Origin of the sequence: Paenibacillus macquariensis, from assembly GCF_900156375.1 — a bacterium.
GTDB lineage: Bacteria > Bacillota > Bacilli > Paenibacillales > Paenibacillaceae > Paenibacillus_AQ > Paenibacillus_AQ macquariensis.
On record NZ_FTNK01000016.1, the window covers coordinates 89321 to 102690 of the forward strand.

Annotated in this window: 15 protein-coding genes; 9 read left to right on the top strand and 6 right to left on the bottom strand. The window is 40.7% G+C overall.

Annotation, left to right across the window (positions count from 1 at the left end; genetic code table 11):
• Window positions 1-35: 35 nt before the first annotated feature.
• The 5 genes from BW961_RS22670 to BW961_RS22690 all read right to left on the bottom strand — a co-directional run bounded on the left by BW961_RS22670 (window position 36) and on the right by BW961_RS22690 (window position 2425).
• A complete protein-coding gene (locus tag BW961_RS22670; protein ID WP_068589226.1) occupies window positions 36-332 on the bottom strand; it encodes a putative quinol monooxygenase in 297 nt (98 codons plus the stop codon).
• A 27-nt stretch (window positions 333-359) separates the two neighbouring features.
• Window positions 360-788, bottom strand: coding sequence for a MarR family winged helix-turn-helix transcriptional regulator (locus BW961_RS22675; protein ID WP_068589222.1), 429 nt, complete (start codon window positions 786-788; stop codon window positions 360-362).
• A 43-nt stretch (window positions 789-831) separates the two neighbouring features.
• A complete protein-coding gene (locus tag BW961_RS22680) occupies window positions 832-1470 on the bottom strand; it encodes a nitroreductase family protein (protein ID WP_068589219.1) in 639 nt (212 codons plus the stop codon).
• A 194-nt stretch (window positions 1471-1664) separates the two neighbouring features.
• Window positions 1665-2000: a carboxymuconolactone decarboxylase family protein gene (locus BW961_RS22685; RefSeq protein ID WP_068589216.1), complete on the bottom strand. Its 336-nt coding sequence runs from the start codon at window positions 1998-2000 to the stop codon at window positions 1665-1667.
• Between the two features lie 38 nt (window positions 2001-2038).
• Complete coding sequence (locus BW961_RS22690; protein ID WP_068589206.1) at window positions 2039-2425, bottom strand: tautomerase family protein; 387 nt, start codon at window positions 2423-2425, stop codon at window positions 2039-2041.
• Between the two features lie 113 nt (window positions 2426-2538).
• Between BW961_RS22690 and BW961_RS22695 the strand changes: the two genes are divergently transcribed.
• The 6 genes from BW961_RS22695 (at window position 2539) to BW961_RS22715 (ending at window position 7358) form a co-directional block, all read left to right on the top strand.
• Window positions 2539-3441 carry a LysR family transcriptional regulator gene (locus BW961_RS22695; protein ID WP_068589204.1) on the top strand — a complete coding sequence of 301 codons (903 nt, stop codon included), beginning with the start codon at window positions 2539-2541 and terminating at the stop codon, window positions 3439-3441.
• A 570-nt stretch (window positions 3442-4011) separates the two neighbouring features.
• Window positions 4012-5514: a malate:quinone oxidoreductase gene (locus tag BW961_RS22700; RefSeq protein ID WP_068589202.1), complete on the top strand. Its 1503-nt coding sequence runs from the start codon at window positions 4012-4014 to the stop codon at window positions 5512-5514.
• 196 nt (window positions 5515-5710) lie between these two features.
• Complete coding sequence (locus tag BW961_RS22705) at window positions 5711-6157, top strand: DinB family protein (RefSeq protein WP_068589201.1); 447 nt, start codon at window positions 5711-5713, stop codon at window positions 6155-6157.
• Between the two features lie 105 nt (window positions 6158-6262).
• Window positions 6263-6568 (top strand): TetR/AcrR family transcriptional regulator, encoded by a 306-nt coding sequence (locus tag BW961_RS31315; RefSeq protein WP_244556030.1) that lies wholly within the window; start codon window positions 6263-6265, stop codon window positions 6566-6568.
• 16 nt (window positions 6569-6584) lie between these two features.
• A complete protein-coding gene (locus BW961_RS31320) occupies window positions 6585-6821 on the top strand; it encodes an LmrA/YxaF family transcription factor (RefSeq protein ID WP_244556031.1) in 237 nt (78 codons plus the stop codon).
• A gap of 33 nt (window positions 6822-6854) precedes the next feature.
• Entirely contained in the window at window positions 6855-7358 is a 504-nt protein-coding gene (locus tag BW961_RS22715; protein WP_068589198.1) for a DUF2798 domain-containing protein, read from the top strand.
• Between the two features lie 101 nt (window positions 7359-7459).
• Here the strand turns inward: BW961_RS22715 and BW961_RS22720 are convergent, their stop codons facing one another.
• Window positions 7460-8077: a TetR/AcrR family transcriptional regulator gene (locus BW961_RS22720; RefSeq protein WP_068589195.1), complete on the bottom strand. Its 618-nt coding sequence runs from the start codon at window positions 8075-8077 to the stop codon at window positions 7460-7462.
• Window positions 8078-8296: 219 nt separating this feature from the next.
• Here BW961_RS22720 and BW961_RS22725 point away from each other — a divergent pair, with 219 nt between their 5' ends.
• The 3 genes from BW961_RS22725 to cysC all read left to right on the top strand — a co-directional run bounded on the left by BW961_RS22725 (window position 8297) and on the right by cysC (window position 13324).
• Complete coding sequence (locus BW961_RS22725) at window positions 8297-9805, top strand: DHA2 family efflux MFS transporter permease subunit (RefSeq protein ID WP_068589192.1); 1509 nt, start codon at window positions 8297-8299, stop codon at window positions 9803-9805.
• 339 nt (window positions 9806-10144) lie between these two features.
• Window positions 10145-12346 carry an MMPL family transporter gene (locus BW961_RS22730; protein WP_068589189.1) on the top strand — a complete coding sequence of 734 codons (2202 nt, stop codon included), beginning with the start codon at window positions 10145-10147 and terminating at the stop codon, window positions 12344-12346.
• A gap of 375 nt (window positions 12347-12721) precedes the next feature.
• On the top strand, window positions 12722-13324 hold the full coding sequence (gene cysC / locus BW961_RS22735) for an adenylyl-sulfate kinase (RefSeq protein WP_068589186.1): 603 nt from the start codon (window positions 12722-12724) through the stop codon (window positions 13322-13324).
• Window positions 13325-13370: the final 46 nt, after the last annotated feature.

A 13370-nucleotide genomic window follows, 5' to 3' on the forward strand; every position in this document is an offset into this window, starting at 1 on the left:
CACAAGACGAGTTTTTATGATTATGTCGCTAACAATTAACGATTTACAGGCTCGCCTGCGAATACTTTTAGATCCATAGGTGCAGCCATGAATACTGGGGCTTTCTGAACAAAAGCAGTGAAGTGAGCACTTGTATTATGTGACGTAGTCGCCTCAACATCTTTCCACAGCTCAACCATTGTGTAGTGATGTTCTTTCTCCGTATTCTTCATTAGCTCATAGCTAATATTGCCTTCTTCTGCTCTAGTTAGGGGGAGAAGAGATTTCATTTCTTCTAAAAATGCTTGTTCTTGGTCAGGTTTCACTTGTAGGTTGGCATGTATAATTATCATTGATGATCATCCTTTATTATATATATTTTATAATTCACTAATATTGTTTTGCATTCTGTTGAGCATCGTGGTGACCATGTCGAGTTCCTCTTTGCTGAAATCATTCAACATCGTATTCACGAATCTAACTTTCTCTTCCTTGTAACCTAAGATCCTATTGCGACCTTCCTCCGTTAAACGAACGAGAGTAACACGATTATCCGAAGCTATTTTACTTCTTACTACCATCCCATCAACCTCAAGTTGTTTTAAATGGCGGGTAATGGCTGCGCTATCGATGTTTACGGCTTTTTGTAAGGTAGACTGATTCACTTCATCGACTTGATAAAGGTGATATAAGAGTTCATATCGTGATGAGCTAATGCCTGTACAACGTTCGAACTTAGGATTGATTTGGTTGCTAAGCCCCTTCAGTAGATGTAAGATCTTTTCTTGATCCGAAAATAAACATGTCATCATTGACCTCCGAGGTGCTGTAGTGGTTTACAACTGAAACGCATTAATTCCAAGTAGTTATCGTTTCAACAGGCAATCGGTACGTTTGGAATCCTTCACTTGCTGCTTTACCGATTGAAATCAGCATAATAGGAATGTAACGATCTTTATCAAGCCCGTATGTCTCTGCTATTTGGTCTTTCTCATAACCACCAATGGGATTGGTGTCATAGCCGTGTGCACGTGCGACAAGCATAAGTTGCATCGATACAAGGCCAGCGTCAAGTATGATGGTTTCTCTCATAGCTGTCTCGGACATCGCTGCGTACATAGGTTTGAACGCATTTAGTTGATAATCTTTCAATTCCTTAGGCATATATCCAAGCTCAACAGCTTTACCGAAAATTTCTTCGGAATAGTCGAAGTTATTCATATCCGCAAAGACAGCAATGACCGCAGATGAACTTAATACTTTATCTTTATTAAATTTAGCCAGATCGCCAAGCGTGTTTTTCCCTTCTTCGCTATCAATGACTACAAAACGCCAAGGCTGCATGTTGACCGAAGACGGAGCAATGGTTGCTTCTGCTAACATTTCCGCCATTTCTTCACGGCTGATCTTTATGCTCGGATCATAATTCTTAATGGATCGACGTCCATAGACAATTTCATTGAAATCATTTGTTTTCTGAAAATTACTCATTGTTGTATGGTCCTCTCTAGGTGACTGTAATTTATATGATGCATCAATAGTTGACGTATCAATTGTTGATAGATCAAATATAATACAATGCAGGAGTCAATGCAACACCCGGAATCATTTGCCAGAGCGACTATAAAGGAATGCTTAATTCTGAGGATAGATTATTAATTCTAATTATAGGACACCAAGTATAATTACTTTTCCTTTTCATTCAAAAAAACTTCTTTAGCAACATTAATTGCTGAAGCTGCTCGCGGCCACCCCACATAAAAGGCAAGATGTGTTATGGCCTCGATCAGTTCGGCTTCCGAAAGACCATTCTCCTTGGCAAGCTTGAGATGATAGACGAGCTGACTTGTATGTTCGCCAGCTACTAATGCAGATACCGTAACGAGACTCCTTTCCCTTAGAGACAACTCTTCTCTTCTCCACACATCACCGAAAAGAACATCTTCCGTATAACTGACAAAGGCCGGAGCAAAATCTCCAATTGTTTTTCTAGCGGTCGATGTGATGGGTTTATGCTTCATCTTTATTCCTTCTTCCATAGATATGGATACCAAATCACTTATAAAATCATTTGTGCGAGTCCTTTTCCAAATGTCCAATCTTCTAATTCTGTTTCAATCAGCATAACCAATACCTCTTCTTCCCTAATTTTGCATTGTGCTGACAATAGCTCAGCTAATCCTTTATAGAAGCTTCGTTTTTGATCTCTGCTTCTTCCCGACCCAAGTGTAATTTGGATATTTAGTAATTGATCTGTTCTGGATACATTCAAATAATCTGTACTGTAATAAAATTCACTCTTTTTATGAGCATGAAAGACCTGGAAATAATCATTTTCTGGGACATTAAAATGTTCGATCAGTGCGTTCATTATACTCTGGCTAATTACAGGCAATTCCTTATCCGTGTATTGACCTTCCAAGTAACTTACTCGGACGAATGGCATCTTGTAAATCCCACCTCCTCAACTGATAACTTGATTTTACATCAACATTCTTTATTCGTATAATTGATAAATATCATAAATATATTCAATTTTGTAGATGGAGTTGAATGCTCATGGATCTCAAAGAACTAACTACATTTCGTACTATTATTGAAGAAGGATCGTTCTCAAAGGCTGCTACTAAGTTGAATTACGCTCAGTCTACGGTGACCAATCAGGTGCAAAGGCTAGAGAAGGAATTAGGGATTAAGCTTTTTAAAAGAGGGTGGGATGCCGTATTAACTGCATCCGGTAAAATATACGCAGAGGAAGTAGACGCATTGATTCAACATTGGAATTATGTGTTGGAACAGGCTAAGTCTTTAGAAAAAGAAGAAATTGGCACACTGAATATCGGCGTTATAGAAACTTTAACAGCTAGCATACTGCCCGCTGTCCTTCAAAAATTCCGTGAGCATAAACCGAATATAACTTGTAATTTTATTATTGGGAATACAGACTCTCTCTCAAAAGCCTTAATGAATAACTCACTAGATTTCGCGATCTGTGGGGAACCACACTCTATATCTACCTTACATTTTGAACCCATTAATATCGAACAAATCACGTTTATTGTATCTAAGAATCATCCTTTTGCCGAGAAAAGTGATCTCTCCCTGGAGGATTTGTTTGAGTATCCCCTTATCGTTGGCGGAGCCAACTGCTTGTATCATATCCGGTTGGATAAAGAGCTCTCTCGATTTTCTTCAAAGCCATTTTTTTATACGGTCAGTCAAATTTCTTCAATTGTGCCATTTGTACAAAAAATTCCTTCTGTCGGAGTTGTTCTTTCATCATTACCTCTATCAGCTGATGTTGTGACCATTCCAGTCCATATGATGAATCCTTATATTCCGATTGGACTTTTACAAAGGAGTAAAAAAGAATATGTTTCTTCAACCCAAAAAGTATTTTTGCAACTCTTAAATGAAGAATTTCCTAAGGACATTGATAAAGGGAATCCATATGATCTGTAATGTAGGGCATAAAACTATCCCGACGCTGCAGCTGTGTCGTGCTCAAGATAGAGATACTGTGCGTTTGTGGGGAATTCCGATCTGATACCGAGGTGACTTATAGGGCTAGAGAATGGCGACATACTCGTTATCGGAAGCATGCGTTCTTTTCAGGTTTAATTGTCAGATTATTATTCTTGTGTTCCATAAAGGGCATCCAATAGGGTGTCCTTTAAACTTCGTTGATAGCGTTCACGGTGATCCTTTTCACAAATAAAGGGATAATTGATTTAATAGAGGAAGCCTAATCAAATACCACGTCAGATAAATAAAATACTGCTCATAACATCGTATATAAGCAACATTTATTAGTCATTCGTCTGTCCGAAAAGTTATTCTGAAATTAGCCTGCGAAGCGGGAATGGAATTGTGTGATATTGTAAAAATTAATATTTTAATCTACAAATAATAGTGATACACTATGATATAGGTTAAATTTTTATCCAGAAAAGATATGTGACCAGGTCACGCCCTTACTTGCTGTGGCGCCTACATTCTTTCTGCAAATTCTAGGGTATAAGGACGGTAAACATGAGCAACCGACAAACTAAAACGGACGTTATCTTAATTGGTGCTGGAATCATGAGTGCTACTTTGGGGTCAATGCTGAAAGAACTAGTACCAGACTGGAAAATTACAGTTCTGGAAAGGCGCGATACCGCAGGAGAGGAAAGCTCTAACGAATGGAATAATGCAGGAACAGGGCATTCTTCACTGTGCGAGCTTAACTACACCGTCGAGCAACCGGATGGTTCCATAGATATTAGCAAGGCTGTAAAGGTTAATGAAGAGTTTCAACTTTCCAAGCAGTTCTGGTCTTATCTTGTAAAAAGTAATCTGATACGTAATCCGCGGGACTTTATCGTGCCAGTACCCCATATGAGCTTTGTACAAGGGGAACAAGATGTAACGTTCTTAAAGAAACGTTATGAAGCATTGTCTAACAATCCTCTGTTTCAAGGGATGGAATTCTCCAATGACCCCGAGAAACTGAAGGAATGGATTCCGCTTATGATGAAAGACCGCGTAATAAATAATCCTATAGCGGCTACAAAAATTGACTCTGGTACGGATGTTAACTTTGGCGCTTTAACGCGCATCTTGTTCGACCAATTAAAGAGTAGCAACGTAGATATCAAATTCAAACAAAATGTGGATGATATTAAACGTACTAGCGACGGTTCGTGGGAATTGAAAGTGCGTAATGTCGATAGCAATACCGTCGAACGCCATACTGCCAAATTCGTCTTTATTGGCGGAGGAGGAGGAAGTCTACATCTGCTACAAAAATCCGGCATCCCTGAAGGTAAAGGGATTGGTGGATTCCCAGTAAGCGGGCTATTTATGGTATGTAAGAATCCTGAAATTGTAGCGAAGCATCGTGCAAAAGTATATGGCCAAGCAGCGATTGGTGCTCCTCCAATGTCGGTACCGCATCTTGATACAAGAGTGATTGACGAGAAAGAATCGTTGTTCTTTGGACCGTTTGCTGGCTTCTCACCGAAGTTTCTGAAATACGGTTCAATGCTTGATTTGATAACTTCCGTAAAGCCGCATAATCTCGTAACGATGTTGGCAGCAGGTGTGAAGAACGTTTCATTGACAACATACCTGATCAAGCAAGTGATGTTATCGAAAGAAAAACGTATGGAAGCTTTACAGGAATTTGTACCGAACGCCAAAGCAGAGGATTGGGAGTTGGTACTAGCCGGTCAGCGTGTGCAAATTATCAAAGATACTGCTGCGGGCAAAGGAACGCTTCAATTTGGTACGGAAGTGATTAGTGCCGCTGATGGATCGATAGCTGCATTGCTCGGAGCTTCTCCAGGTGCTTCTACCGCGGTTTCTGTCATGCTTGAGATATTAAATAAATGCTTCCCGCAACATATCAAAGAGTGGGAGCCGAAGTTAAAAGAAATGATTCCTTCTTATGGCTTGTCTATGCTGGAAAACTCAGAGCTTATGCAGGAAATTCAAACTTCAACAGCACGCACACTGGGCTTATCCGGTGAAAAGCAAGCAATTCCGCAATAATTGAAAAGCTCGTATGTTATAAGGAAGCATAATTGCCGTGTTGGCGAATATGCTTCCTTTAGTTCTATCATGTACCTTAGAATGAAGTTTTATATTATTTTAAATAAATGGAATATGATGAGAATAAGAAGGGGTAGAACTCCTTTGTATAGAATTTATATTTAAAAAGTGATTGATCATTTAGGAGGCGGCGGCATTGAGAACAATTGAAAAGATGTTTGAACATTTAAATTGGGCGAATCAACGCATGCTAGAAACCTTGCAAAATATTGAAGTTCGGGACCAACAGGTACGTTTATTTCTTCATATTCTAAATGCAGAACAAGTATGGTTAACTAGATTACAAGGAATGGATAGTTCACAAATGCCGATCTGGTCGGATGGTGATATAGAAGTCTGTGCAAAACTTAGTAAACAAAATGTAGCAAGATTCACAACATATCTTACGGAGTTAGCCAACACGGACCTAGACAACTTAATAACATACACCAATAGTAAAGGGGAAGAGTTCAAGAGTTCTATACGCGATATTTTGACTCATGTAGCCCTTCATGGACAGTATCATCGAGGACAAATTAACTCAGGACTTCGAGCAGATGGTATTGAACCTGTTAGCACGGATTATATTGTATTTGTAAGATAGCATGTTTGGAAACGACTAGAACAAAAAAAGTACTTACATCAATAGAAAAAATTTTGTTATAATAACAAACAGACCGGTCGGTATGTTGAAAGGAATGCATCAAACGTGGATACAAAATCGCTAATCTTGGATAAGGCTACAATCTTTTTTCAACAAAAGGGGTACAAAAGTGTAGGGCTTACTGAAATCTTAAAAGCCTGTAACGTTACAAAAGGAGCGCTCTATCATCATTTTCCAAATGGCAAAGAAGAACTATTAATTGCTTGTTTACAAGCTTTGGACGAAGCAATTACGACAGATATCAAGGATATTTTTAGCAAGCATCAATCAACGAAGGAAGCCACTCAATACATGATTGATAAGTTAATTCACAACTTAGAGACAGACGGTACCATTACCGGATACCTTTAGCAGCATTGTCAGTGAAATGGCTACAGTGAGCGAACCCGTCCGCCATGCATGTAGTGCACTTTATGAGAATATTCAAAAGATTTTCTGTGCGAAGCTTGTAACGGATGGCTATTCGAATGAATCAGCTTCAGATGTTGCATTGTTGATGACAGCTTCGATTGAAGGTGCGATGATGCTTTGTTTAACACAACAATCAACAGCTCCTTTAAAGATGATCGCCAAGCTTCTACCGAATTTATTGAAGGTTGTGTAATGCTGAAATTATCTATTTGAAAGGAAGAATACAATGAACCAAGAGACAAGATTACCGAGAAACGGGAAGGAGGGAGCATTGTACGGTGCAATCATTTGTACCCTGACAGTTCTATTGATGACGTCACTAAATATCATTCTAGCTGTTGGGGAATTTAATGAAGAAGTGGCCTTAACCATCCTCAAGTCGTTACCGATTATGTGGATTATTGTCATGATTATTGAGCCCGTTCTTATTGGTCGTATCGCAGAGAAATTGGTAGGGAAATTTACAGAACCAACAGATAGTTTTAATGCCAAAATTGCATTCCGCATCCTATTCACCGTACTAGGAATGTCAGCTTCTATGACGCTTATTGGTGGTATTATAGGAGACGGATTTGGATCTGGTATCTATAGTAACTTCTTAACGAATTGGCCAAGAAATTTCTTGATTGCACTGATTGCTGAGAGTTTAGTGATTCAACCCATTGCCCGATTTGCGATGGTAAAACTACATGCTTCTCAAGATAAGAAATCAATCCGTGCTGATGTATAGGATGTCATTTAACGAAATGAGACTCTATATTTAAAATAAGCTCTAAAGATCAATAAAGGCTCTCAGTCGACGAAATCGTCTGAGAGCTCTTTGTGATGTAATCATTCTGGGTCTGTGGGTAGGTCTGTAACTTGCTGTATATGGAACAGCAGAGAAAGTTGCTTGGCAAGAAAAAGTGGTGTGTAGGGCATATCTTCGCGAAGCCAGCAGACGATTGTACCGATGAAAGCAGAGGAGCCATACCAGATTGCAATATCTTTCGGAACTGCCATAGACAAAGTAGAAGGGAAATCGGTTTGGTTCTCGCTTCTGCTAGTAATAAGATCGACGAACAATTTCATAAGCCGATCGTTGAAGACAGGTATGCGTTGGGAGGCAAGCATTACCTTATAAAATTTTGAATTTTCGGCGATATGTTCAAGCATGTTGACCAATATAGACCAATCCATATCTCTGGAACGAGACTGGTTCTGAATACCATCTACGATAGTATGAATTTCACCAATCATGTCATCTGCCAATTTCTCGAGCATTTCTGGAATATCCCGGTAATGAAGATAGAAGGTAACACGATTAATGGTGGCGCGTTCTGCTATACGATTCACGGTTATTTTCTCAAGCTGAATCTCCTCAAGCAAATCAATAAATGCATCGCGAATCAATTGGCGAGTACGAAGGACACGCGGATCTGTGCGCGGAGTTGTTGGCATCGCTTTCATTTCCTTTCTCATAAAATTTTTTATACTACAATTGCATCTTCTTATGTAGTTTATTCTCCACATAGACGACAGATCGTTCTCCAATGTAAACTAATAGACATTTATTGAGAATCTGTTGTTTGTGAAATATATGTGAGTTCAATATAATATTTTACATTGAGCTTATTATACTACAATGTGTCTATTAGGTTCAGGATAAATTTGAAGGGATTGAGCATAATGAGTAAAAATTTAGCTTTTGACAGCAGTGCCATTAAAAAAGGTCCCTTGTTATTTGTCATGATATTGGGAGCGTTCATCGCCGTTTTGAATCAGACTATTATGAGCGTCGCCCTGCCAGGGCTGATGATCGACTTTAACATTGAGGCATCTACCGCTCAATGGCTAACAACCGGATACATGTTGGTTAACGGGGTTCTTATTCCAATCACTGCATTTCTAATGCAACGATTTACGACCCGTGAGCTTTTTCAGGCTTCCATGGTTATTTTTCTCGGCGGAACGGTTGTATCGGCAATAGCATCTAACTTTGATGTTTTGCTAGCGGGTCGCCTCATTCAAGCTGCTGGCGCAGGTATTATCATGCCGCTGTTAATGAATGTCATTCTGACCGTATTTCCTCCTAATAAGCGCGGAGCCGCAATGGGAATGGTTGGTTTTGCTATTATTTTCGCTCCTGCAATTGGGCCTACAATCGCTGGTTATGTTATAGAGCATTTCTCCTGGCGGACGATGTTTTATGGAATGATTCCGCTTGTCGTCATTGTTATTGTAGTTGCCTTTATCTTTCTGAAAAATGTGGCTGAAAGAGCCTATCCTAAAATTGATATTCTTAGCATACTGTTGTCAACCATCGGATTCGGTACCGTTCTTTACGGATTTAGTAGTGCTGGAAGTAAAGGTTGGTCAAGCGAAGAAGTCATTCTATCCATTGTTACAGGTGTGGTCGCCTTGATCTTGTTCACATGGAGACAGTTGGTATCGAAGAGTCCACTTCTTGATCTTAGGGCTTTCAAATACAGTATGTTCTCCCTAACGACTATTATTAATATTGCTGTAACTATGGTCATGTATGCAGATATGATGTTGCTTCCACTCTATTTGCAGAATGCACGTGGATACACGGCTCTGGAGTCTGGACTGCTGATGCTACCTGGCGCACTTCTCATGGGAGTAATGATGCCAGTGACAGGAAAGCTGTTTGATCGTTTTGGAGCGAAGTGGCTGTCCATCATCGGAATGGCTATCACGATCGTGACAACCATCGGATTCGTTAATCTGACCGATTCCACCTCGTATACGTATCTAGTTCTGATGTCCACAGGACGACGCTTCGGAATGGCAATGTTTCTGATGCCTATCACTACGGCGGGTCTAAACCAACTGCCGGCAAGACTGAATGCACATGGTACGGCCATCTCCAATACCATCAAGCAGGTAGCTGGTGCGATAGGTACCTCACTGCTTGTCACAGTTATGGCTAACCGTACCAAGACACATCTTCTGGATATGGTCGCTGGCGGAACTGGTAATATGACAAAAGAACATATTTTGATGGAAGCGTCTATTCAAGGTATTAATGATGCGTATCTTGTTATTATTGGTATTGGAGTTGTAGGTCTGGTGCTATCATTCTTCATTAAACGTACGGAGCAAGCTGAGGAAATAGCAGAAACAAGCACAACAACAAGAATAAACGTGAACCGAAATACAGTTAGTGAAACATAAGAAGAGGAATATTTGGGATAGTCGATTCGCCACATATCCTTAGCATTTGAGATCAGATCAAGTAATGAGCAACTGAAAAATGATAGATGGTCAGTTATCAAATGCAGAAATTTAAGTGATTGAGATAAGCTCCCCACCGAAGTTCATGTCGGTGGGGAGCTTTTTTTATCTGCGGTAGCATAATTAATGTCGGCGTTGTTATCAGCTTTCGGGGCTAGAGGGCTCGGGGAAATTGACATTGAGAAAATAAAGCTACATTATAATGGAGATAAATGATATTTATATCCATAATTTTCACATATACTCTATAAACGAAATTGAATACAAAAGGAGCTTCTCATGGCAAAGTATCTTTATTATTTTGGAAAATGGTCTCATCGTAACCGTAAGTTAGTAGTAACAAGTTGGATTGTTGTACTGATAGCTACCCTAATTGTGGGTCTGAGCTTCAAAGGCCCTACCAGTAGTGAATTCTCCATTCCTGGAACCAAGGCGCAAGAGGCAATTGATCTACTAGGCCGAGAATTCCCAGGAGGAAATGGGGGGACGATACGTCTAATCTTCGCTGCGCCGGATGGTAAAACCTTGGACTCTCCGGATGTCAAAAAGGCGATTATGGCTTCATTCGATCAAGCACGTCAGGACAAAGCAGTGGTTGCTATTATGGACCCCTACATGTTGAAGACGGTTAGTCAGGATAACCGAATTGGATACGCAGATGTTATCTACAACGTAAATGCACAGAAGGTCACGAAAGAATCCAAAGAGCAAATTATTCAAAGTGCTCAGGTGACACGTGATGCTGGTGTACAGACAGAGTTCGGTGGATCTGTCATGCTTACAGATTTCGAGACCAGTCCAATTCCTGAAGTCATAGGTGTATTTGTAGCCTATGCTATTCTTGCTTTTACTTTCGCCTCCTTGCTTGCGGCAGGGTTACCGATTCTTACTGCCATAATAGGGGTTGGGATCGGAATTATGGGTGTGTTCTTGGTATCTAGATTTGTCTCAATGACCTCTACAGCTACTATACTTGCTATCATGCTCGGCCTCGCCGTCGGAATCGACTATGCACTGTTCATCGTGGCAAGGCATCGCCAACAGCTTGCAGAAGGGTTGGAAATGGAGGAGTCTATTGGACGCTCTGTTGCAACAGCTGGGAGTGCGGTTGTCTTTGCAGGAGCAACGGTCATTATCGCACTAGCAGGCTTATCTGTAACAGGTATTCCCTTCCTCTCCATTATGGGTTTCGCTGCCTCATTCACGGTGCTGATAGCTGTGCTTATTGCCATTAACTTAATTCCCGCCTTTCTAGGTATGGCTGGACATCGTATCAGTCCTGATCGGAAGTCACGGATGTTCCGAACACCACCAACAGCGGATCAGAAGACAGTTTCACTAGGTTGGGGACGTTTCGTCACACGTCATCCAGTCATTATTCTATTGGTTGGTATCGTGATTCTTACCGTTATTAGTCTACCAGCGCTACATATGAGGCTTGGGCTACCGGATAATGGGGCTAAGGCTAAAGAAACGACGGAGCACAAGGGTTATGAGCTACTTTCTCAGGGTTTTGGTCCTGGATTTAATGGTCCATTGATTGTTGTGGTTGATGTATTAGGCAAGAAGAATCCGCAAGAGACGGTTCAAACGGTTACAAAAGCATTGACTGCTATTCCCAATGTAGCCTATGTGTCTCCGCCTAACTGGAACCAGACCAATACGATCGCTTTGGTCAGTCTTGTTCCAATAACAGGTCCTAATGACGTGAAAACGACAGATTTAGTCCATTACATCCGAAATGAAACAGCGGCCTTGCAGAAACAAGAAGAGGTCAAACTTCTCGTGACAGGAGTTACTGCCGTTAATATCGATGTATCAGATAAGCTTAACTCTGCTCTACCTGTATTTGCGCTAGTTGTTATTGGTCTAGCGATTGTATTACTGGCGCTAGTATTCCGATCCTTACTTGTGCCTCTTAAATCCGTTATAGGGTTTGTACTAAGCTTAACGTCATCGCTTGGTGTAGTCGTGTTTATGTTCCAAGATGGCCATTTCCTGAGTTGGATTGGATTATCACAGTCTGGGCCAATTCTCAGCTTCCTGCCGATACTTGTAACGGGTGTATTATTCGGCCTTGCTATGGATTACGAAGTATTCCTGGTAAGTCGAATGCGGGAGGATTACATCCTTACAGGTAACGCTCGGGAGTCCGTTGTCATGGGATTAGGACATAGCGGTCGAGTCGTTACGGCAGCGGGTCTAATCATGGCTGCTGTATTCGCTAGCTTCATTTTCACGGAAGATCCGATAACCAAAGCAATGGGTGTTGCACTTACCGTGGGTGTGCTGGTGGATGCCTTTATCGTACGAATGACACTCGTTCCTGCAGCAATGGCGCTATTAGGCCGGTCTGCCTGGTATCTTCCAAAGTGGCTCGATCGTATCCTGCCGAATATTGATATCGAAGGTGAATCGTTGCTTAAGCATCTGAAGGATGAAGCGTCACAAGTGCAAGTATCTGATAAAGAGAAACGTTAACAGTCATACAAAGCAAAGAACGAGATTCTCCCTTGGGAGAGTCTCGTTCTTTTCATATTAAACAGAGCTTAAAGGAAGGTTTGGTTTACTTAATATCGAGGAAATCGAGTGTCATTCTGGCCATTTCTTCTTTAGATTCCGTGCAGCCACGAATAATCCACTTTTTCAATATGCTCCATAACCCCAAAAACAGAGAAACGTTTTGCATCACTCTAAAATTTAAAGATATATCCCCCAAACGGGGGATTTTTTTGTCTAAATAACAGTGATATAGTTATACCAAATTAGCATAAATAGTAAATTTAATCCAATTTTTACGAGGGGTTTCTGATGCAACAGTCACTTCCGTGAAAAAACAAATCGAGTCTATTTAAGATGAGGGGCGGTCCCTCTAACAATAGAAACCAAGCAGAATGGAGGAATGGATCTATGAGTCAATTGATATGGCTAACTGGGCTGTCTGGTTCAGGTAAGTCAACTCTTGCTAAGGTGCTGAGACTTTTTTTTGAGAATTGCTATATTCTGGACGGAGATATACTGAGGAGAGGAATTAATCAGGATCTTCAATTCAGTGAAGAGGATCGGTTGGAAGTAGGTAGAAGAATTGGTGAGATTGGCAAGATTCTGCTTGATGCGAATTTTAATGTGATCGTCGCCTCGATCTCTCCATACCGTTCCACACGTGACAAAGTCCGTTCTTTGATCGGCGAGGCTTACATGGAAGTATATGTTCAATGTCCGTTGGAAGTGTGTGAGGAGCGAGATCCGAATGGGCTCTATAAACAAGCCAGATCTGGACAAATCCAGCATTTCACGGGTTTTGATTCTCCTTATGAAGAGCCTGTACAACCGGATGTGATCGTGGAGACGGATAAGCTCTCCTTAGATGAATGCGTATCGAAGATCATTCAATACCAATCATCTGTGAGAATTAGAGAGTATTCTAATCACAAGATGAAAGTTTGTAATTTAGATTAGTCTATGTAACCATGAAATTAGAAATAAATGAGAGGAGTCTTTCAAT